Origin of the sequence: Kribbella capetownensis, assembly GCF_004331485.1 — a bacterium.
Lineage (GTDB): Bacteria > Actinomycetota > Actinomycetes > Propionibacteriales > Kribbellaceae > Kribbella > Kribbella capetownensis.
On the sequence record NZ_SJKD01000009.1, the window covers coordinates 186834 to 205580 of the forward strand.

Sequence of the window (18747 nt, forward strand, 5' to 3'; positions counted from 1 at the left end):
GAATCCTGCCTGATGGCAGACCTACAGGTCGCTCCCTGGACCCTGGTGATCCCGGTGAAGCGTACGGCGATCGCGAAGAGCCGGCTCGCTGCCGCCTACCCACAGCACCGTCCGGAGCTCGCGCGCGCCTTCGCCGTCGACACTACTGCGGCGGCCCTCACCTCTGCTCTCGTCCATGCTGTCCTGGTCGTGACCGACGATCCGGTGGTGTCCGCGGACGTCACCGCCGTCGGCGCGCGGGTGGTGCCGGACCTCCCGGCCGCGGGCCTCAACGAAGCCTTGCTGCATGGCGCCACTGTCGCCGCCGCGGAGTTCCCGGAGCACGGGGTCGTTGCCCTCTCCGCGGATCTGCCCGCGTTGCGGCCCGCCGAGCTGACCGCCGTACTGGCTGCTTGTGTGGCTCCGCGGTCGTTCGTCATCGACCGGCCCGGCACCGGTACGACGCTCCTCGCGGCACAGCCCGGGGTCGCGCTGGACCCGCGGTTCGGTGTGGGTTCCGCACTAGCCCACCAAGCGTCCGGGGCGATGCCGATCGAGTTGACCGGCATCGAGTCGGTACGCCGCGACGTCGACACGGCAGCCGATCTGGCTCACGCCGTACAACTGGGCGTCGGTGAAGCGACCGCGGACGTGATGTCGCTCGTACTCGGCGCCGCGACGGGAACCGAGAGCCTCGCGGGCTGACTGACCGGGGTGGTGGGGTGGGCGACGAATCAACACTGCTTTAGGTTGAGGGCATGCAGGCAACTGTGAGCCGCTATGACACCGAGACGTTCTCCGGCGCGGTGCTGACCGACACCGGGATCGAGCTGCCCTTCACCGTGCACGCGGTCGCGAACACTCCGGTCCGCCATCTGCGCGTAGGCCAGCGGGTCCGGATCGAGACCACCGGCTCGGGCGCGGATCTCAGCGTGACCAGGGTGGATTTCGGCACCGTGCTGTAGAAGGTTGCCAAAGGCATCGTGACACGGCGCTGTGCACACGGCGAAGGCCGGTCGCCCCTGGAGTGGGGTGACCGGCCTTCGCTGTAGTGCGTACTGCGGTGCTGCAGTGCTGAAGGTCAGCGAGACGATGCGCGCTTCGCCGGAGCCTTCTTGGCGGGGGCCTTCTTGGCCGGCGCCTTCTTGGCCACGGTCGCCTTCTTCGCCGGAGCCTTCTTGGCCACGGTCTTGGCCGGGGCCTTCTTGGCCACGGTCTTGGCCGGCGCCTTCTTGGCAACCGTCTTGGTGGCCGTCGCCCTCTTGGCGGCGGTCTTGGTCGCCGCGGCCTTGGCCGGAGCGGCCTTCTTCGCCGGGGCGGCCGCCTTGGTGGCGGTCGCGGCCGGCTTCGGCACGACGAGCTTCGGCAGCTTCTTCGCGCCGGAGACAACGGCCTTCAGCTCCGCACCCGCGCGGAACTTCGGAACCACGGTCTTCTTGGCACGCTTGGTCTCACCGGTCCGCGGGTTGCGCACGATGCGCGCCCCACGCTCGATGGCCTCGAAGGCACCGAAACCGGTGATGGCGACCTTGCCACCCTTTTTGGTCAGCTCGCGCTCCACGGTGTCGATCACCGATTCCAGTGCGTGCTGGGCCTGGCGGCGGTTTCCGTCGAAGTGCACTGCGAGCGCTTCGACCAACTGGCTCTTGTTCACTGCTTCCCTCCGTGAACACTAGGCGTCGAGCACAGCGCTCGATCTCACGTGAACGTTATGGACTCAAGTGCCAGTTCACAAACACCAACGCGGCAATTCGGCCTTGTTTTGGGCGATTCGTGCCACAATTTGGCCCGATCCGGCCCTTACGGGCCTTCAGAATCCCTGCTGAGCAACGATCCGATGCCCATCCGTGACCGGGTGGAAGCCGCCTTCACAACCAGCCGCGGCGCTTGAAGATCTGGTGCAGACCCCCGCAGACCAACGCCATCAGGCCGATCGCGAAGGGGTAGCCGAACTGCCAGTGCAGCTCGGGCATGCTGTCGAAGTTCATCCCGTAGACGGTGCCGATCAGCGTCGGTGCGAACAGGATCGCCGCCCACGCGGAGATCCGCTTCACCTCTTCGTTCTGCTCGCTGCTGGCGATCGCGAGACTCTTCATCTCCTCGTTCTGCTGCTGGGCCACCAGGGTCGCGTTCACGGTCAGGATGTCGCGCAGCAGTTCGCGGAATCCGTCGACCTTCTCCACCACCTCGGTGACGTGGTCAGCGACATCGCGCAGCGAACGCTGCAGCTCCTCGTCGATGCCGTACTTCTCGAATCCGCCGCGCAACGCCTCGAGGATCGCGACCAGCGGCCGGGTCGCGCGCTGGAACTCGATCACCTCGCGGGACAGTTCGTAGATGCGCCGCGACACCTTCGGATCGCCGCGGAACACCTCGGTCTCGATCTCGTCGATGTCGTTCTCGAGGCCGGCCACCACCGGTGCGTACCCGTCGACGACCTTGTCCATGATCGCGTAGAGCACGGCCTCGGTGCCGCGGTCGAGCAACTCGGGGTCGCGTTCGACCCGGCGCCGTACCGCGGCCAGGTTGGGCGCCTCGGCATGCCGGACCGTCACCACGAAGTCCGGGCCGACGAACACGTGCACCTCGCCGAACTCGACCTCCTCGGTCGCGTCCCGGTAGCGGGCTGCCTTCAGTACGACGAACAACGTGTCGCCGTAACGCTCCAGTTTCGGCCGCTGATGGGCCTGGATGGCGTCCTCGATGGCCAACTCGTGCAGGTCGAACTCCTGGGCCAGGGACGCGAGTTCGCGCCGGTCCGGCCGGTACAGGCCGATCCAGGCCAGGCTCTTGGGCGCCTTGTGCAGCACGCGATAGGTCTCGGCCAGCGAACCCGGCGACGCGACCCGGCGGCCGTCGCAGTAGATCGCACTGTCGACGACGCTGTGTCCCTTGGGCTTCGGCTGGTCGCGCGGCTTCTCGGCCGGCTCGACGACCGGAGCAAGGGCATGCTTGCGGGCGGCGGTACGAAGCGACGGGGTGCGGCCGAAGGCGCGCAGCGTGCGCAGACGCAGGTCGGACATGAGTCCTCCAGGTGCGGTGAGGCAAGCGAGTGATGGGCACGCGTCTGCCCGACCCCCACGGCACTCAAGCCGCAACTACCAGAGGATTCCGCCTCTCAAGGTCGAGCGAGACCGGTATGTCTGGAGGGATCGCTGGTCATCAGCGCCTCACCTCCTCGGTCTCGCAAGCCTTGTTCTGACAACCCGGTAAGGGTAACACCAGAGTTATCGCCGCCGATGTGCTGCGCGTTACGGCGGCGACAACTCCAGATGTCTCAGGCCTTCGCCGGCAGCGTGGCCGGCTTGAAGGCGGGCCGGGTCGCCTCGTACGCGGCGATGTCGGCCTCGTGGGACAAGGTGATGCCGACGTCGTCGAGCCCGTTCAGCAACCGGTAGCGGGTGTAGTCGTCGATCTCGAACGGCGCCGAGACGTCACCGGCGGAGATCGTCTTGTGCTCCAGGTCGACGGTCACCTTGGTGCCCGGGTCGGCCTCGATCGTGGTCCACAGCCGCTCCACGACGTCCTGCTCGACCAGGGCCGCGAGCAGCCCGGCCTTGCCCGAGTTGCCGCGGAAGATGTCGCCGAACCGCGACGACACCACGACCCGGAACCCGTAGTCGAGCAGGGCCCAGACCGCGTGCTCGCGCGACGATCCGGTGCCGAAGTCCGGTCCGGCCACGAGCACCGAGACACCGCCGTACTCGGGCTGGTTCAAGACGAACTCGGGGTCGTTGCGCCAGGCCGCGAACAGCCCGTCCTCGAAGCCGGTCCGGGTGACCCGCTTCAGGTAGACCGCCGGGATGATCTGGTCGGTGTCGACGTTGCTGCGGCGCAGCGGGGCCGCCGTACCGATGTGCTGGGTGAAGGCTTCCATTCTTCCTCTGCTCCTCAGACGTTCTCGGGTACGGCGACATCGACCGGCGGCAGGTCCGCCGGGGCGGCGAGCGTCCCGGTGACCGCAGTCGCGGCGGCAACCAGCGGGGACACCAAGTGGGTCCGGCCGCCCTTGCCCTGACGTCCTTCGAAGTTCCGGTTCGAGGTGGAGGCGCTGCGCTCCCCCGGGGCCAACTGGTCCGGGTTCATGCCCAGGCACATCGAGCATCCGGCCCCACGCCATTCGGCGCCGGCGTCCTTGAAGATCGCGTCCAGGCCCTCGGCCTCGGCCTGCAACCGGACCCGGCCCGATCCCGGCACGACGAGCATCCGGGTGCCCTCGGCAACCTTCCGGCCGGCCAGCACTCCGGCTGCGGCGCGCAGGTCCTCGATCCGGCCGTTGGTGCAGGAGCCCAGGAACACTGTGTCCACGTGGATCTCGCGCATCGGCGTACCGGCGGTCAGGCCCATGTACTCCAGCGCCCGCTCGGCGGCGCGCTTGTCGTTCTCGTTGGCGAAGGCGTCCGGCGACGGGACGGACTCCGACAGCGGAATGCCCTGGCCGGGGTTGGTGCCCCAGGTGACGAACGGCGTGATGTCCTCGGCGCGCAGTACGACCTCACGGTCGAAGGTCGCGTCCGCGTCGGTGGCCAGGCTCTTCCAGTACTCGACCGCGGCTTCCCAGTCGACGCCCTGCGGCGCGTGCGGCTTGTCCTGCAGGTAGGAGAACGTGGTCTCGTCCGGCGCGATCATGCCGGCCTTCGCGCCCCACTCGATCGACATGTTGCAGATCGTCATCCGGGCTTCCATGCTCAGCGCGCGGATCGCCTCACCGCGGTACTCGACGATGTAGCCCTGGCCGCCGCCGGTGCCGACCTGCGCGATCAGCGCGAGCACCAGGTCCTTCGCCGAGACGCCGTCGGGCAGTACGCCGTCGACCGTGACAGCCATCGTCTTCGGCCGGGCCTGCATCAGCGTCTGGGTGGCCAGCACGTGCTCGACCTCGCTGGTGCCGATGCCGAAGGCAATCGCGCCGAACGCGCCGTGCGTGCTGGTGTGGCTGTCGCCGCAGACCACGGTCATGCCGGGCTGGGTCAGTCCGAGCTGCGGGCCGATCACGTGGACGACGCCCTGGTCCGGGTCGCCGAGGGTGTGGATCCGGATGCCGAACTCCTCGGCGTTCTTGCGCAGCGTGTCGACCTGGGTGCGCGACACCGGGTCGGCGATCGGCTTGTCCACGTCGTACGTCGGGACGTTGTGATCCTCGGTGGCGATGGTCAGGTCCGGGCGCCGGACCTGCCGGCCGCCCAGCCGGAGGCCGTCGAACGCCTGCGGACTGGTCACCTCGTGAACCAGGTGGAGGTCGATGTAGAGGAGGTCGGGTTCCCCGTCGGCATGGCGCACGACGTGCGCATCCCACACCTTTTCCGACAACGTCCTACCCATCAGACTTCTCCTCCTTGGATACTTTTTCCCAACCCCACCGCCCCGGTCGAGGCGTCTGGTGAGGTGCTGTATCGCTCACAGTGCTCTCGATCGGGTCACGGAAGCGACTTGCGTTCCACGATTCGAGACGGCAATATCGTCTCATGGACAACTCTAGCGGAGTCGGCGTTCTCGACAAAGCAGCCCTCGTTCTGTCCGCCCTCGAGTCCGGGCCGGCGACCCTGGCCGGCCTGGTGGCGGCCACGGGGCTGGCCCGTCCGACGGCACACCGGCTGGCGGTGGCGCTGGAGCACCACCGGCTGGTCGGGCGCGACATGCAGGGCCGGTTCGTGCTCGGCCCGCGGCTCAGCGAGTTGGCCTCGGCCGCCGGTGAGGACCGGCTGCTCGCGACCGCCGGCCCGGTGCTGGCGCGGCTGCGGGACATCACCGGTGAGTCGGCGCAGTTGTTCCGCCGCCAGGGTGAGTACCGCGTGTGCGTCGCGGCCGCCGAGCGCCCGTCTGGCCTGCGGGACACTGTGCCGGTCGGCAGTCAGTTGACCATGGCGGCCGGCTCCGCGGCCCAGATCCTGCTGGCCTGGGAGGACCCGGAGCGGATGCACCGCGGTCTGCACAACGCCACCTTCAACGCGGCCGCCCTGGCCGGCGTACGGCGCCGCGGCTGGGCCCACTCGGTCGGCGAACGCGAGCAGGGTGTCGCGTCGGTCTCCGCTCCGGTGCGTTCCCCGTCCGGCAAGGTGATCGCGGCCGTGTCCGTCTCCGGCCCGATCGAGCGCTTGTCCCGCCAGCCCGGCCGGATGCACGCCCCCGCGGTGATGGCCGCCGCCGAACGGCTCTCGGAGGCCCTGCGCCGCGCCTCGGAGTAGTCGAACGCCTGCGATCGAGCTGCCCCGCCGGCGTTCAGCCCCCGTACGGCACCGTGAGGATCTCGAGGTTGTGCCCGTCGGGATCGTCCCAGTAGAGGCCACGTCCGCCGTCGTTGGTGTTGATCTCACCGTCGCGGCGATGGAACGGGTCGGCCCAGTAGGTCAGTCCGCGCTCGACGATCCGGGCGTGGATCTGGTCGAACTCCTCCTCGCTGACGAGGAAGGCGTAGTGCTGCCGGTGTGGCTGCCCGTGGTCGTCGGCGAAGTCCAGCGTCGTGCCGTTCCCGAGTTGCACCACCGCGAACGGCCCGTAGCTGGTCGGATCGCCGAGTCCGAGGATCCCGGCCAGGAAGCGCGCCGACGCCTCCTTGTCAGTGCAGTTCACGATGGTGTGGTTGAACTCGACGGTCATGACCTCAGCGTAGGCCGATCTGGTCTCTTCAGGGTCGCTCTCCGCACCCGTTGTGCATTCGGGTGAGCGGGGTGACCATGAAGCTTGAGTGCTCTGGGAGCTCAAGGAGGTCTGGCCATGGATCGGGATTGGCTCACACTCGGTTGGAAGATGCTGCTCGTCCGCGGGGCGATCGGCATCGTCTTCGGGATTCTCGCGATCATCTGGCCGATCGAAACGGCCATCGCGCTGGCAGTGCTGTGGGGTGTCTGGGCCCTTGCGGACGGCATCGGTTCGATCGTGCAGGCGTTCCAGCCGGAATCGAAAGGCAACCGGATCTGGCTCGTGGTGCTCGGCGTCATCGCCCTGCTCGCGGCGTTCTTCGCGATCGTCCATCCGGGAATGGCCGCGAAGACACTGACATGGATCCTCGGCATCTGGCTGATCGTCCGCGGTCTGTTCGAACTGTTCGGTGCCTTCACCAACAACCACGTCATGCCCCGCTGGCTGCTCGTCGTGAGCGGTGCCCTGTCGATCCTGATCGGCGTCCTCTTCGTCACGAACCCGGGTGCGTCCGCGGTCGGCATCGCCGTACTCCTCGGGGTGACCGCCCTGGTCTGGGGTGTCGTCCTGATCGCCGTCGGCCTCAGCGTCCGCCGCGACCTGAGCCACCCACCCCAGGCCACCACGCCGTCCCCGGCGTGACGGCATTCAGTCCTCGACGACGGTGAGCGTCTCGATGAGCCGATCGATGTGACTGGACAGCGCTCGACCGGCCGGCACGAGGTCCGGTGTCGAGTGCGCCAGTTGCGCGTGACCGAGGAAGGCGGCGTACGCCAGTAGGCCACGGTCGCGAGCCCGGGCCTGGGAGAGACCGAGCTCGGCGAACAGCGAGGTGAGGTAGGCCAGCCGGCGCTCGGTCACGCGCGCCAGCGTAGGCGCGACCAGCGGATGCGTCGCGGTGGCCTGCAGGGCCAGCTCGACGGATCCGGCACCGGCCCCGGGGTCGCCGACCACCGCGGTGAACACCAGGCGGAGGAGCTTGCGCAGACGCGTCGCGACGTCCGGCGTCCGGTCGACCGCCGCGATCACCCGGTCGGTGTCGCGTTGCTCCCAGCGCTCGAGCGCGGCCGCGATGAGTGCGTTCCGATCGGTGAAGTGCCAGTAGAAGCTGCCCTTCGTGGTCCCGAGGGACTTGGCCAGCGGCTCGACCGCGACCGCCCCGAGGCCGCCCCGGGCGAGCGCGTCGAGCGCTGCCGAGGTCCAGTCGTTCGCCGTCAATGATTCGCGCTTCCCAATGGCCATGTCCATACGCTACCGTATGGTCAATCCTCCATACGGAGGCGTATGGAAGGGGGATGTCATGAACGCACAGACCATCGAGGCCGAGCCCGCCGCCCGACGCATCGCCGAGCAGCACAAGCCCCGGGGCCCGATCGGTGTGATCCGGCGCTACCCGATCATCAGCTTCGTCGTGCTGGCCTGCTTCTTCGGCTGGCTGCGCTACATCACCGCCTACTTCGGGCTCGGATCGAATCCGGAGAACAATCCGCTCGGTCCACTCGCGGCCGCACTCGTCGTCACCGCCTGCCAGGGCCGTGCGGAGCTGCGCGCCTGGGGCCGGAGGCTGCGCAACTGGAGAGCCGCCCCGAAGTGGTACCTGCTGGCCATCCTGGCCCCGGTGGTGGTGCACATCGTCAACGTGCTGGTGAACCATCTGCTCGGTGCGCCGTTGCTCACCTCGGCGCAGCTCGCGGGCTGGCCCGAGGTACTGCCGTCGTTCCTTGTGCTGGTCGTGCTGATCGGCGTCGGCGAGGAGGCGGGCTGGATGGCGTTCGCGGCACCGATCCTGCTGCGCCGGCACGGCTTCCTGGCCGCCTGGGCGCTCGCAGCGGCGATGCGGATCCTCTGGCATCTGCCGCTGATGATCACCGGCGACCTGCCGTGGGTGGTCGGGATCGTGGGCAACGCGGCCTTCACGATGGTGATGCTGCGGGTCTTGGTCGCCAGCGGCGGACGCTGGACCCTGGCGGCGGTCTGGCACGCGGGCCTGAACGCCGTCGGCAGCGGTTTCTTCTTCCTGATGGTGACCGGCGAGGACAAGGCGAGGCTCGGATACCTGCTGGCCGCCGCGTACACCGTCATCGCCACCGTCGTGTACTTCGCCGGACGGCGCTCGGTGACCTGATCCGTCCGGAACCAGAAAAGCCTCCCACCAGTTGGTGGGAGGCTTTCTCTGGTAGCCCCGACGGGATTCGAACCCGCGCTACCGCCTTGAGAGGGCGGCGTGCTAGGCCGCTACACAACGGGGCCAGAGGGTTGTCGTCCGGTCCTCACGGGCCGGGCAACGAGGTTGAACCTTACCGATTTCCGTCGGTGCGGTCCAATCCGCTGGGGTACTAGGACTCGAACCTAGACTAACTGAACCAGAATCAGACGGGCTGCCAATTACCCCATACCCCAAAGGCATTTCACTGCCGTTGTGAGACCGTCTCCGCCCTCACAACCTGGCTCGAAGAGAGTACCCGAGCAATGGCTCGGACACCAAAACGGGGGTGCCGGTGGCGGGTTGTCACTCCCGTCACACCAGCCTCGTGCCCGGGTGCGGCGCCGGCGTCAGCGGCAGGTCGCACACCGTCGCCAGCTTCATCCGCCGGGCCAGCCACAGCGCGACCGCACCGAACAGCGCGAACTTCACCACATCCACCGTCACCAGCGACCAGGGCGCGTCCTTCGCGCCGAGGCTGGCACCCACGCTGTTCGTCAACGCCGCGAACACGAACGTCACCACGTTGTTGGCCGCGTGCGCCGCGATCGACGCCTCCAGCCCACCGGTCCGTACGACGAGGAAGCCCGCGACCAACCCGAACGCGAACCGATCCAGGAACAGCGCCGGGCTCTCCCACGGCCAGATCCCGTGAGCCATGGTGAACAGCACGGTGGTGACGAGGATCGCGATCACCGAACTCCGGACCAGCGCGCCGACGGCCTGCAACAGGTAGCCGCGGAAGAAGTACTCCTCCCCCGCCGCCTGGAACGTCGATGTGAGCAGCGTGACCGCAATCACGCCGGCCGCATCCGGCGCGATCCCACTGCCACCATCGCCGCCGATGAGCTCGACGCCGCCGACCTGGATCACACCGAGCATGACCAACTCGGTCGCGACCGCAGCCACCGCGAACCACGCCAGCGGCCGCCACCGCAGCCGGCCGATGACCGAGGACAACAGTCCCGGCGCCTGCCGGTTGAGCGCCCGCGCGACCAGCATGCTCAGCGGGATCAGCACGATCAGCGACAGGTTCGTCGCCAGCAACCCGAGCCACGAGACCGTACCCTCGGGATCCTTCCGAATGCCCTGCTGGATCCCGAGCACGACCACGCTCGTGATCATCCAGCCGACCAGGATCGCCAAGGCGCCGAGTACGACGTACCCGCGCGGTGCCTCCGGGTTCACCAGCAGCCGCTGGTACGGCGGTGGCCCCGCATCGGACCTGTCCGTCGCCGGCGTCACGTCCTGCGGCATCTAGTCCGCCAGGAGGGAGGCACGCGCCTGCTCGAGCCGGTGCAGAGCCTTCTCCCGGCCGAGCAGCTCGAGCGACTCGAACAGCGGTGGCGAGATCCGGCGTCCGGAGATCGCCACCCGGACCGGGCCGAACGCGTTCTTCGGCTTCAGGCCGAGCCCCTCGATCAGCGAGGTCCGCAGCGACGCCTCGATCGCCTCAGTGGTCCAGTCCACGTCGGCCAGCGCCTTCACCGACGCCTCGAGGACCGCGCCCGCGTCACCGGTCAGCACCTTCGCGGCGGCATCCGGGTCGACACTGAACGCCGCATCGTCGACGAACAGGAAGCCGAGCATGTCGACCGACTCCGACAGCGTGTTCATCCGCTCCTGCACCAGCGGTACGGCGGCCTGCAGGACAGCCCGCTGGTCCGCCGACGGCTCGGCCGGCAGCAAGCCCGCCTTGGCCAGGAACGGGACCATCCGGGACCCGAACTCCTCCGGCGCCAGCATCCGCATGTGCGCGGCGTTGATCGCCTCGCACTTCTTCGGGTCGAACCGGGCCGCGTTCGAGTTCACCTTGCGGATGTCGAACGCCTCGATCATCTCCGCCGTCGTGAACACGTCGCGGTCGTCGGCGATCGACCAGCCCAGCAGGGCCAGGTAGTTCAGCAGGCCCTCGGGCAGGAAGCCGCGCTGCATGTACTCGCCGAGGCCGGAGCCCGGGTCGCGCTTGGACAGCTTCTTGTTGCCCTCCCCCATCACGAACGGCAGGTGCCCGAACCGCGGCGTCCGGCCGCTGCCGACGCCGATCTCGGCCAGCGCCTCGTAGAGCGCGACCTGCCGCGGTGTGGACGGCAGCAGGTCCTCGCCGCGGAGCACGTGGGTGATCTCCATCAGCGCGTCGTCGACCGGGTTCACCAGTGGGTAGAGCGGGTAGCCGTTCGCCCGGACCAGCACGTAGTCGCTCAGGTTCTCGGGCAGGAAGGTGATCTCGCCGCGGACCAGGTCGTCGAACACGATCGGCCGGTCCGGCATCCGCAGCCGGACCACGGGCCGGCGGCCCTCGTCGGCGTACGCCTTGACCTGCTCCTCGGTGAGCGTGCGGCAGTGGCCGTCGTACCCGCTGTGCTGGCCGGCGGTGCGCGCGGCCTCACGACGCTGCTCGAGCTCCTCCTGCGAGCAGTAGCAGTGGTACGCCCGGCCGGCCGCCAGCAGCTTGGCGACGACATCGGCGTAGATGTCCATCCGCTCGGTCTGCTGGTACGGACCGAAGTCGCCGCCCTTCTCCGGGCCCTCGTCCCAGTCGATGCCCAGCCAGCGCAGCGACTCCAGGGTGAAGCTCAGCCCGTCCGGCGTGTTGCGGGCGACGTCGGTGTCCTCGATCCGCAGGACCAGCTTGCCGCCGTAGTGGCGGGCGAAGGCCCAGGCGAACAGCGCCGTCCGGATGTTGCCGACGTGCAGGTAACCCGTCGGGGAGGGCGCGAAGCGCAGCCGCACCTGGTTCGGTTCGAGGCCACCCAGAACATCGTCGTCAGTGGGGGCTGGCCGGTCAGTCACGCACGATCACCTTGTTCGTCAGAGTTCCGATTCCTTCGACGCTGATCGCGACCTCGTCGCCGGGCAGCATCGGGCCGACACCCGCGGGAGTGCCGGTGAGCACCACGTCGCCGGGCAGCAGCGTGGTGAAGGAGGTGATGTAGGCCAGCACCTCCGGGATGCCGAAGATGAACTGCGACGTCCGTCCGTCCTGCTTCGGCTCGCCGTTCACCTGCGTGCTGACCCGCAGGTCGGACACGTCGAGCTCGGTGGTGATCCACGGGCCGAGCGGGCAGAACGTGTCGTAGCCCTTGGCCCGGGCCCACTGCCCGTCGAGCTTCTGCAGGTCGCGCGCGGTGACGTCGTTGGCGATCGTGTACCCGAAGATCACCTCGTTCACCCGCTCCTTGGGCAGGTCGCGGCAGATCCGCCCGATCACGATCGCCAGCTCGCCCTCGAAGTGCAGGTTGTTGGTCTGCTCGGGGTAGACGATGCCGTCCCGCGGCCCGATCACCGAGGTGTTCGGCTTCAGGAAGATCAGCGGCTCGGCCGGTACGTCGTTGCCGAGCTCCTCGGCGTGCGCCGCGTAGTTGCGGCCGACGCAGACGACCTTGCTGCGCGGGATCACCGGCGCAAGCAGCCGGACGTCGGCCAGTTGCAGTTTCTCCCCGGTGAACTGGACCGGCCGGTAGAGCGGGTCCGAGTCGAGCACGGACACGGTGCCGGTGAGCCCTTCGGGGTCATCGGTCTCGACGACGCCGTACCTCGGCTCGTCGTCCACGGAGAATCTGGCGATACGCACGGCCCGAGCCTACCGTCGCGACGGAATGAGACAGTTATCCGGTGACGATCGAGATCCGGCCGGCCCTTCCATCCGAGTACGACGCCGTCGGCGAACTGACGGTGGAGGCGTACTCGCATGACGGTTACGTCCGGGGCGACTACGCGAGGACGCTGCGGGCGGCGGCGGATCGGGCGGCCAAGGCGGAGCTGTGGGTCGCGGCGGACGAGACCGGACTGCTCGGCTCTGTTACTTACTGTCCGGCAGGCTCTGTGTACCGAGAGATCGGGCTGGACGACGAGGGCGAGTTCCGGATGCTCGGAGTGGTCGGCCGAGCGCGCGGACTGGGTGTCGGGACCGCGCTGACCGAGCGCTGCATCGAGCGCACCCGCGAGCTGGGCCTCAGCCGGATCGTGATGAGCAGTGCAACGTACATGACGACGGCCCACCGCATCTACCAGCGGCTCGGCTTCGTCCGCCTCCCCGACCGCGACTGGTCCCCAATCGCCGGCGTCGATCTGTGGGCCTTCGCCCTGGACCTGTGACCGTCACCCTCACCCCCGCCGAGTGGACGTCGTACGAGACAGCCCATCGGAACCGCGTCGACGCCTTGGTCGCCGGGCACCTTGAGCGGCGACGCCGTCGGCAGGCGCATCCGGTCGAGGACTTCCTCTTCACCTACTACCCCACCCGACCGAACCAGCTCCGCGTCTGGCACCCCGGGCCTGGCGTCCGGTTGCTCGGAGCCACGCAGTACGACGGACGCCGCGGCTACAGGTACGTCGGCGGTGCGGCGAGTGTGGATCCGGCGGAGGTGGAGCGGCGGGCGGACAGCATTCGATGGATCCGGCGGCTGCTGGGGTCGACGCTGGATCGCCAACCGCAGTTCGGTTGTTTCGGTTTGCACGAGTGGGCGATGGTCTACCGGACGTCCGACGTACGGCATGAGTCGTGGCCGTTGCGGCTGGGATCCGAGGGGACGGATCAGGTGGTCGAGTCGCACAAGATCGCCTGCTCGCATTTCGACGCGTTCCGGTTCTTCACGGATCCAGCGCGGCCGCGGAACGTGCTGCAACCGACGCGGGAGTCGCAACCACAGCTCGAGCAGGGCGGCTGCCTGCACGCCAACATGGACCTCTACAAGTGGGCGTCGAAGCTGATGCCGTTCGCTCCGAGTTCCTTGGTGCTGGACTGCTTCGAGCTCGCCCGCGACATCCGCACACTCGACATGCGCGCCTCGCCGTACGACCTCTCCGCTCTCGGCTACTCCCCCGTGCCGATCGAAACCACAGCAGGCAAAGGCGAGTACGCCGCCGCCCAACGCACCTTCGCCGAACGCGCCCGGCCACTCCGCGGCCGACTCGTCGACCTCTGCGACGAGTTGCTCGGCTAGAGACCTGCACTAGGCTCCTCGGCATGGGGAAGATCGTCGCCATCGCGCTCGGTGCACTGCTGCTTGCCATCGGCGCGGTCTGGACGCTCCAGGGCCTCGGCTACCTCAAGGGCAGCTCGATGACCGGCAGCTCGTTCTGGGCGATCGTCGGCCCGATCGTCGCGGCCGCCGGCGTCTCGCTCATCTACGTCGCGTTCCGCGGTCCGCGGAAACGGTGACGACCGCCCACTGGTAGTGCATGGAGCCACCGTCGTCCCAGGTCTCCCATTCGTCGACGCTGCCGTAGCGCTGCAATGTCCGTCGCAGTACGTCGTCCGTGCGGATGCTGAAGAAGCGCCCCGGGCCGAAGCCGCTCTCGTCCTGCCAGACCCGCTCGCCGCCGGTGGCACCACCCCAGAGGCCGATTGCCAGCGGTGCACGTGGACGCAGCACTCGCACGATCTCGCTCAGCGCCTGATCGACGTCCTCGTCCGCAACGTGCAGGAGGGTGCTCATCGTCCAGCCGGCGTCGAACGTCTCGTCCTCGAACGGCAACTCCAGGACTGAAGCAACCTGCGCCTGCAGACCGAGTGAGCGACAGGTCTCAACGCTGGCGGGCGCGAGATCCACACCCACGTAGGCGAACCCGGCATCCGCAATCGCCTGCCCGTCGCGCCCGGGACCACACCCGATCTCGAGGACAGACCGCCGTCCCTCACTCGCCAGTCGCCCGAGGTACGCCGTACGCCGAGCGACCCTGGCATCAGGCAGCTCACGCCCGACCCGCGCCCCGACCTCATTGGTGTAGTAGGCAATCAAGTCACTCTCACGCTGCGCCCGGCCGCCGTTCGTCATGGTCCGATCCTAGAGACGAGCGACTGGCCCAGCCTCTCCGCCGCCGATTGGCCCATTCCACTGGGCATTTCAGGCCTTAGCGTTGCACTCGTGAAGGTGATGATTGCCGGCGCGACCGGAGCGATCGGACGACGGCTGGTCCCCCTCCTGATCGAGGCCGGGCATCAGGTGACCGGGACGACCCGCTCCGATGCGGGACTCGAACAACTGCGGGCGGCCGGGGCTCACGGCGTACGGCTCGATGTGTACGACGCGGATGCGGTCAAGGCCACGGTCGCGGCTGCTGCGCCCGACGTGATCATGCATCAATTGACCGACCTCAGCAGCGGCGCACCGGGCGGCAACGGCCGGATCCGGCGCATCGGCACCCGCAACCTCGTCGACGCTGTCCGCCAGGCCGCCGTACCCAAGATGATCGCGCAGTCGATCGCCTGGGCCTACGAAGCCGGAGTCGGGCCGGCCGTGGAGACCACTCCGCTGGACGAGTCGGCCCCGGATCCGCGCGGTACGACGGTGTCCGCGATCCGCGCGCTGGAGGACGGCGCAGCCGAACTCCCGGAGTACGTCGTCCTGCGGTACGGACTGCTCTACGGCCCTGGCACCTGGCTCCGACGCGGTGGGTTGGCGGACGACGTACTGCGGAGCGAGCGTCCGACCGAGCACCCGGGTGCCGCGTTCTTCGGAGGCCTGACCGAGGGCGATGGTGTCTTCTCGTTCCTCCACGTCGACGACGCAGCACGGGCTGCCGTCGACGCCCTGAGCTGGCCGAGCGGCGCCGTCAACGTGGTCGATGACGAGCCGGCACCGACGCGCGAATGGCTCCCCGTGTTCGCAGCGTCCGTCGGGGCACCGACTCCGGCTCTGGTGTCGGGTCGCAGATCGTGGGAGCGCGGCGCCGACAACGCCCTGGCCCGCTCGCTTGGCTGGACGCCCCTTCATCCCAGTTGGCGCACCGGCTTCAGCGCGGAATGACTGCCTTCAGGGCGAAGAGGAGCGGAATGCGTGGCGCGTCGTCGGGGAGGCGCCACCAGCCCTCGGCGGTCTGCTTCATGCTGGGCCAGCGGGGCCACTGAAGAACCTCGGATTCACGCAGGCTGGTGATGTGGAAGCCGGTGGCCGCGAGAGTGCTGACCACCTCGCCCAGCCCGTGCATCCATTCGTAGCTGGTTTGACGGCCGGGCACCGCGTCGCCGGTGTAGGTGAGGGTCGAGTCGTGGGCGATCGGTCCGCGGCCTTCGAGGTAGTCGGCGCGGATGATCAGGTCGTCGGACTCGCCTGGCAGCGACACCGGCCGCATCGCGTTCAGTAGTGGGTGAAACTCGACGACGTACAAGGCGCCGCCAGGCTTGAGGAGATCACGGACCACACGCGCCCAGTGCTCCAGATCGGGCAGGTAGCAGAGCGCGCCCTTGCCCGTGTAGACGACGTCGAACCGGCGACCTTGCACCGCGTCCACGGCCTCGTACACATTCGCGTGGACGTAGTCGACCTCGACCTCTGCATCAGCAGCGAGCTGCCGCGCCTCCTCGAGCGACTTGGCTGACAGGTCCAACCCGGTCGTCCGCGCCCCGCGCCGAGCGAACGCGATGGTCTCTGTCCCCAGATGGCACTGCAGATGCAGTACGTCGCGACCCTCGAGCGGACCGAGATCCTCCCACTCGTAGTCGGCGAACCAGAACTCCGCCGGCTGACTGTAGAAGCGGCTCGCCGCATGCAGCGGCGCCCGCGCATCCCAGTCCGCCTCGTTGGCGGCCACCATCTGCAGTGTCTGCGCGTCCAGTCGCATAAGCGTCCTCAGGCGTCGGAGTCGTCTGGCAGTCGACCGTAGGACAGATCCTTGGCGCGGTCGAACGTATTGCCGTCCGGGTGATGCGCGTGCGGCAGCGCCGAGTCGGTGTCCAGGTCGAAGCCGACCGCCTCCTCCGAGGCGGTGACGTCGTCCGTCTCCGGATGGTGGTGATGGTGCGGCAGGTGCTTGCCGAGAGAGTGCAGCAGACCGTGGTGCTCGTCCTGCGGCTCGGTCTCCGGCTCGGTCTCCGTCATTGCCGGGCTCCTTCGATAGTCGCCCTGCGACGCCGGGCGGAGGGACTGATCGTGACGCGTTCGGGTGGCCGGCGGGTGAACGCCGCCAGCTTGACCGCAGCATACTCTTGTTCAAGGTTGTGAAATAAGCTTGAATAAGAGGTATGGCACGGGTGGAGTTGCATCGGTGGCCTGGGCATCCGGACGGGTTCACCCGGGCCGAGCGGTTGGGCGGGTCGTACGAGCTGTACTTCCCGGACCCGCTGGTCGGGCGCGAGTTCGACCTGAGCGACGACGTCCTCGCGGCATTGGAGGACGCTGCCGGCGATCTGGCCCGTCTGGACGCGACTGCCGCCGTACTGACGAACAGTGAAGCCCTGGCCCGCCTCCTGCTGCGCGCAGAGGCTGTCGGGTCGTCGCAGATCGAGGGGCTGGTGGTCGGCGCGCGTCGCTTGCTCAAGGCTGACGTACTGCGGGACCGGCAGCGCGACGTCACCGCCGAGGAGGTGCTCGGCGCGGTCGACGCGATGACCTGGGCGACCGAGTCGGTCCAGGCCGGCGACAAACTCGAGGTCGACCACCTGCTCGAGGCGCACCGCCGGTTGATGGCCCGGTCCCCCACACCCGAGTTCGGCGGCGAGGTCCGCTTCCTGCAGAACTGGATCGGCGGCCGCTCCCCCGCCGAGGCGTACTACGTCCCGCCGCCGGCACACCTCGTGCCCGATCTGCTGGCGGATCTGATGACCTTCGTCCGGGAGTCCCGGCTGCCGGTGCTGGCGAAGACCGCGATCGCGCATGCGCAGTTCGAGACCATCCATCCATTTGCCGACGGCAACGGTCGGACGGGGCGCGCGCTGATCCACCTGATCCTGCGGGCCGACGGACTGGTCACACGGACCGTGCCGCCGGTGTCGCTGTCGCTCGCCACGCACGCGATGCAGTACGTCGACGCGCTGACGGCGTTCCGGCATGTCGGTCGCGCGACCACCGCGAAGGCTCGGTCGGCGGCGAATCCGTGGCTGCGGATGTTCGCGATGGCCTGCAGCCACGCGACGGCGGAGGCCGCTCGCTTCGAGCAGACCGCGGCTGAACTGAAGTCGGCGTGGCGCGAGCGAGCCGCGCCCGTCCGCGGCGGCTCGGCCGCCGACCTGCTCATCGAGGCGCTGCCCGCCGCGCCGGTCCTCACGCTCGCGGCGGCCGCGCAACTTGTCGACCGCTCCCAGCAGGCGACCAACCAGGGTCTGGCGAGGCTCGTCGAGACCGGCATCCTGCGCGAGATCACCGACGGCCGACGCAACCGCGTCTACGAGGCGCCCGAACTGATCGACGCGTTCACCCTGCTCGAACGGCGCTTCGCCAGCCCGGCCGCGGACACCCGGATCGAGCCACCTAGCAGACCAGTTCCATCGAGGCCAGCACCAACACGCCACGCACATTGACTTTCTTCTCCCGAGCGAGCGAGAATTCGAACATATGTTCGATCGTACAGGGAGACATGATGCCAGAGCCGTTCGACTGGGACATCCTGCACCGGCCATCGGCGATGGCGATGGTCCGGGGCCAACTCGGCTTCAGCTGGATGGTGCTGTCCGGCCGGCTCGCGCAGTTGACCGACGACCAGTACTTCTGGCGGCCGAGCAGCGAGGCGCTGACCGTCGTACGCCGCCACTACACCGGGCGGTTCCGATCACTCGGGTCCGGCGAGTGGGTCGCGCAGTGGCCCGACGAGCCGGACCATCGCGGGCCGCGCACGATCGCCTGGCTGATCGCGCATCTGACCGAGACGTTCTTCGAGCGCTGGGAGTGGACCTTCGGGGCGAGCCAGCAGGGACGGGCGGACATCAACCTGCACGGCAACGCACGGGACGCGGTCGCGTGGCTGACACATTGGGTCGAGGCCTGGCAGGACGCGATCGCCACCCTGGACGAGGAGCAGGTGATGACGGTCGGCCTCAGCCAGGCGACCGAGTTGGACGCCGGCGAGCCGTTCGGTCACGTCGTACTGCGGCTGAATCGCGAGCTGATCCATCACGGCTCGGAGATCATGACACTCCAGGATCTCTACGCGGTCGCGGCGTGAGATTCGGGCGAGAACCACAACATGTGCGACACGCGGCGTGGCGC

At 68.5% G+C, this 18747-nt stretch carries 23 protein-coding genes and 2 tRNA genes; 11 read left to right on the forward strand and 14 right to left on the reverse strand.

Features of this window, described 5'->3' with window-relative positions:
* The first annotated feature begins 12 nt into the window (after positions 1–12).
* Both cofC and E0H75_RS33960 read left to right on the forward strand, forming a co-directional pair.
* Positions 13–684, forward strand: a complete 672-nt coding sequence (cofC, locus tag E0H75_RS33955) for a 2-phospho-L-lactate guanylyltransferase (RefSeq protein ID WP_131517802.1) — start codon at positions 13–15, stop codon at positions 682–684.
* 53 nt (positions 685–737) lie between these two features.
* Positions 738–944, forward strand: a complete 207-nt coding sequence (locus E0H75_RS33960; RefSeq protein WP_131517803.1) for a hypothetical protein — start codon at positions 738–740, stop codon at positions 942–944.
* A 116-nt stretch (positions 945–1060) separates the two neighbouring features.
* Here E0H75_RS33960 and E0H75_RS33965 read toward each other — a convergent pair whose 3' ends face one another.
* The 4 genes from E0H75_RS33965 to leuC all read right to left on the reverse strand — a co-directional run bounded on the left by E0H75_RS33965 (position 1061) and on the right by leuC (position 5301).
* Positions 1061–1633 (reverse strand): HU family DNA-binding protein, encoded by a 573-nt coding sequence (locus tag E0H75_RS33965; RefSeq protein WP_131355328.1) that lies wholly within the window; start codon positions 1631–1633, stop codon positions 1061–1063.
* Positions 1634–1847: 214 nt separating this feature from the next.
* Complete coding sequence (gene corA, locus E0H75_RS33970) at positions 1848–3002, reverse strand: magnesium/cobalt transporter CorA (protein ID WP_131517804.1); 1155 nt, start codon at positions 3000–3002, stop codon at positions 1848–1850.
* A 254-nt stretch (positions 3003–3256) separates the two neighbouring features.
* Entirely contained in the window at positions 3257–3856 is a 600-nt protein-coding gene (leuD, locus tag E0H75_RS33975; protein WP_131517805.1) for a 3-isopropylmalate dehydratase small subunit, read from the reverse strand.
* A gap of 14 nt (positions 3857–3870) precedes the next feature.
* Entirely contained in the window at positions 3871–5301 is a 1431-nt protein-coding gene (gene leuC, locus E0H75_RS33980; RefSeq protein WP_131517806.1) for a 3-isopropylmalate dehydratase large subunit, read from the reverse strand.
* Between the two features lie 143 nt (positions 5302–5444).
* On the opposite strand from leuC, the gene E0H75_RS33985 reads away from it, so the two are divergent.
* Positions 5445–6164 (forward strand): IclR family transcriptional regulator, encoded by a 720-nt coding sequence (locus E0H75_RS33985; RefSeq protein WP_012922430.1) that lies wholly within the window; start codon positions 5445–5447, stop codon positions 6162–6164.
* Between the two features lie 34 nt (positions 6165–6198).
* Here the strand turns inward: E0H75_RS33985 and E0H75_RS33990 are convergent, their stop codons facing one another.
* Positions 6199–6576 carry a VOC family protein gene (locus E0H75_RS33990; RefSeq protein WP_131517807.1) on the reverse strand — a complete coding sequence of 126 codons (378 nt, stop codon included), beginning with the start codon at positions 6574–6576 and terminating at the stop codon, positions 6199–6201.
* 117 nt (positions 6577–6693) lie between these two features.
* Between E0H75_RS33990 and E0H75_RS33995 the strand changes: the two genes are divergently transcribed.
* Positions 6694–7260 (forward strand): HdeD family acid-resistance protein, encoded by a 567-nt coding sequence (locus E0H75_RS33995; RefSeq protein ID WP_131517808.1) that lies wholly within the window; start codon positions 6694–6696, stop codon positions 7258–7260.
* A gap of 6 nt (positions 7261–7266) precedes the next feature.
* On the opposite strand, the gene E0H75_RS34000 is transcribed toward E0H75_RS33995, so the two are convergent.
* Positions 7267–7860: a TetR/AcrR family transcriptional regulator gene (locus tag E0H75_RS34000; protein WP_131517809.1), complete on the reverse strand. Its 594-nt coding sequence runs from the start codon at positions 7858–7860 to the stop codon at positions 7267–7269.
* 58 nt (positions 7861–7918) lie between these two features.
* Between E0H75_RS34000 and E0H75_RS34005 the strand changes: the two genes are divergently transcribed.
* Entirely contained in the window at positions 7919–8743 is an 825-nt protein-coding gene (locus E0H75_RS34005; protein WP_165554215.1) for a CPBP family glutamic-type intramembrane protease, read from the forward strand.
* Positions 8744–8792: 49 nt separating this feature from the next.
* Here the strand turns inward: E0H75_RS34005 and E0H75_RS34010 are convergent.
* The 5 genes from E0H75_RS34010 to E0H75_RS34030 form a co-directional block, all read right to left on the reverse strand.
* Positions 8793–8868: transfer RNA gene (locus E0H75_RS34010), tRNA-Glu, on the reverse strand.
* Between the two features lie 78 nt (positions 8869–8946).
* A tRNA-Gln gene (locus tag E0H75_RS34015) sits at positions 8947–9018 on the reverse strand.
* 118 nt (positions 9019–9136) lie between these two features.
* Positions 9137–10078 carry a CPBP family intramembrane glutamic endopeptidase gene (locus E0H75_RS34020; protein ID WP_131517811.1) on the reverse strand — a complete coding sequence of 314 codons (942 nt, stop codon included), beginning with the start codon at positions 10076–10078 and terminating at the stop codon, positions 9137–9139.
* Complete coding sequence (gltX, locus tag E0H75_RS34025) at positions 10079–11614, reverse strand: glutamate--tRNA ligase (protein WP_131517812.1); 1536 nt, start codon at positions 11612–11614, stop codon at positions 10079–10081. It lies immediately after the preceding gene.
* Complete coding sequence (locus E0H75_RS34030) at positions 11607–12395, reverse strand: fumarylacetoacetate hydrolase family protein (protein WP_131517813.1); 789 nt, start codon at positions 12393–12395, stop codon at positions 11607–11609. The genes gltX and E0H75_RS34030 overlap by 8 nt, the downstream gene beginning before the upstream one ends.
* A gap of 41 nt (positions 12396–12436) precedes the next feature.
* Here E0H75_RS34030 and E0H75_RS34035 point away from each other — a divergent pair, with 41 nt between their 5' ends.
* From E0H75_RS34035 to E0H75_RS34045, 3 genes are read left to right on the forward strand one after another with little or no spacing between them, the layout of a single operon-like run.
* Positions 12437–12919 (forward strand): GNAT family N-acetyltransferase, encoded by a 483-nt coding sequence (locus tag E0H75_RS34035; RefSeq protein ID WP_131517814.1) that lies wholly within the window; start codon positions 12437–12439, stop codon positions 12917–12919.
* On the forward strand, positions 12916–13767 hold the full coding sequence (locus E0H75_RS34040) for a 3-methyladenine DNA glycosylase (protein WP_131517815.1): 852 nt from the start codon (positions 12916–12918) through the stop codon (positions 13765–13767). The genes E0H75_RS34035 and E0H75_RS34040 overlap by 4 nt, the downstream gene beginning before the upstream one ends.
* Positions 13768–13790: 23 nt before the next feature.
* On the forward strand, positions 13791–13985 hold the full coding sequence (locus E0H75_RS34045) for a hypothetical protein (protein ID WP_131517816.1): 195 nt from the start codon (positions 13791–13793) through the stop codon (positions 13983–13985).
* Here the strand turns inward: E0H75_RS34045 and E0H75_RS34050 are convergent.
* Positions 13948–14601, reverse strand: a complete 654-nt coding sequence (locus E0H75_RS34050) for a class I SAM-dependent methyltransferase (RefSeq protein WP_131517817.1) — start codon at positions 14599–14601, stop codon at positions 13948–13950. The two genes, E0H75_RS34045 and E0H75_RS34050, sit on opposite strands and share 38 nt — an antisense overlap.
* Before the next feature lie 99 nt (positions 14602–14700).
* Between E0H75_RS34050 and E0H75_RS34055 the strand changes: the two genes are divergently transcribed.
* Positions 14701–15573, forward strand: coding sequence for an NAD-dependent epimerase/dehydratase family protein (locus tag E0H75_RS34055; protein ID WP_238163457.1), 873 nt, complete (start codon positions 14701–14703; stop codon positions 15571–15573).
* Here the strand turns inward: E0H75_RS34055 and E0H75_RS34060 are convergent.
* Entirely contained in the window at positions 15560–16387 is an 828-nt protein-coding gene (locus tag E0H75_RS34060; protein ID WP_131517819.1) for a class I SAM-dependent methyltransferase, read from the reverse strand. The genes E0H75_RS34055 and E0H75_RS34060 overlap by 14 nt on opposite strands.
* A gap of 8 nt (positions 16388–16395) precedes the next feature.
* Complete coding sequence (locus tag E0H75_RS34065) at positions 16396–16644, reverse strand: hypothetical protein (RefSeq protein WP_131517820.1); 249 nt, start codon at positions 16642–16644, stop codon at positions 16396–16398.
* Between the two features lie 143 nt (positions 16645–16787).
* Here E0H75_RS34065 and E0H75_RS34070 point away from each other — a divergent pair, with 143 nt between their 5' ends.
* Positions 16788–18062 carry a Fic family protein gene (locus E0H75_RS34070; protein WP_131517821.1) on the forward strand — a complete coding sequence of 425 codons (1275 nt, stop codon included), beginning with the start codon at positions 16788–16790 and terminating at the stop codon, positions 18060–18062.
* Positions 18063–18121: 59 nt separating this feature from the next.
* Positions 18122–18703 (forward strand): DinB family protein, encoded by a 582-nt coding sequence (locus tag E0H75_RS34075; RefSeq protein WP_131517822.1) that lies wholly within the window; start codon positions 18122–18124, stop codon positions 18701–18703.
* Positions 18704–18747: the final 44 nt, after the last annotated feature.

What these genes read in the sequence shown, in the direction of transcription:
- cofC (WP_131517802.1), top strand. Translation starts at nt 13, where the DNA reads ATGGCAGACCTACAGGTCGCTCCCTGGACCCTGGTGATCCCGGTGAAG.
- E0H75_RS33960 (WP_131517803.1), top strand. Translation starts at nt 738, where the DNA reads ATGCAGGCAACTGTGAGCCGCTATGACACCGAGACGTTCTCCGGCGCG.
- corA (WP_131517804.1), bottom strand. Translation starts at nt 3,002, where the DNA reads ATGTCCGACCTGCGTCTGCGCACGCTGCGCGCCTTCGGCCGCACCCCG.
- leuD (WP_131517805.1), bottom strand. Translation starts at nt 3,856, where the DNA reads ATGGAAGCCTTCACCCAGCACATCGGTACGGCGGCCCCGCTGCGCCGC.
- leuC (WP_131517806.1), bottom strand. Translation starts at nt 5,301, where the DNA reads ATGGGTAGGACGTTGTCGGAAAAGGTGTGGGATGCGCACGTCGTGCGC.
- E0H75_RS33985 (WP_012922430.1), top strand. Translation starts at nt 5,445, where the DNA reads ATGGACAACTCTAGCGGAGTCGGCGTTCTCGACAAAGCAGCCCTCGTT.
- E0H75_RS33990 (WP_131517807.1), bottom strand. Translation starts at nt 6,576, where the DNA reads ATGACCGTCGAGTTCAACCACACCATCGTGAACTGCACTGACAAGGAG.
- E0H75_RS33995 (WP_131517808.1), top strand. Translation starts at nt 6,694, where the DNA reads ATGGATCGGGATTGGCTCACACTCGGTTGGAAGATGCTGCTCGTCCGC.
- E0H75_RS34000 (WP_131517809.1), bottom strand. Translation starts at nt 7,860, where the DNA reads ATGGCCATTGGGAAGCGCGAATCATTGACGGCGAACGACTGGACCTCG.
- E0H75_RS34005 (WP_165554215.1), top strand. Translation starts at nt 7,919, where the DNA reads ATGAACGCACAGACCATCGAGGCCGAGCCCGCCGCCCGACGCATCGCC.
- E0H75_RS34020 (WP_131517811.1), bottom strand. Translation starts at nt 10,078, where the DNA reads ATGCCGCAGGACGTGACGCCGGCGACGGACAGGTCCGATGCGGGGCCA.
- E0H75_RS34045 (WP_131517816.1), top strand. Translation starts at nt 13,791, where the DNA reads ATGGGGAAGATCGTCGCCATCGCGCTCGGTGCACTGCTGCTTGCCATC.
- E0H75_RS34050 (WP_131517817.1), bottom strand. Translation starts at nt 14,601, where the DNA reads ATGACGAACGGCGGCCGGGCGCAGCGTGAGAGTGACTTGATTGCCTAC.
- E0H75_RS34055 (WP_238163457.1), top strand. Translation starts at nt 14,701, where the DNA reads ATGATTGCCGGCGCGACCGGAGCGATCGGACGACGGCTGGTCCCCCTC.
- E0H75_RS34060 (WP_131517819.1), bottom strand. Translation starts at nt 16,387, where the DNA reads ATGCGACTGGACGCGCAGACACTGCAGATGGTGGCCGCCAACGAGGCG.
- E0H75_RS34065 (WP_131517820.1), bottom strand. Translation starts at nt 16,644, where the DNA reads ATGACGGAGACCGAGCCGGAGACCGAGCCGCAGGACGAGCACCACGGT.
- E0H75_RS34070 (WP_131517821.1), top strand. Translation starts at nt 16,788, where the DNA reads ATGGCACGGGTGGAGTTGCATCGGTGGCCTGGGCATCCGGACGGGTTC.
- E0H75_RS34075 (WP_131517822.1), top strand. Translation starts at nt 18,122, where the DNA reads ATGCCAGAGCCGTTCGACTGGGACATCCTGCACCGGCCATCGGCGATG.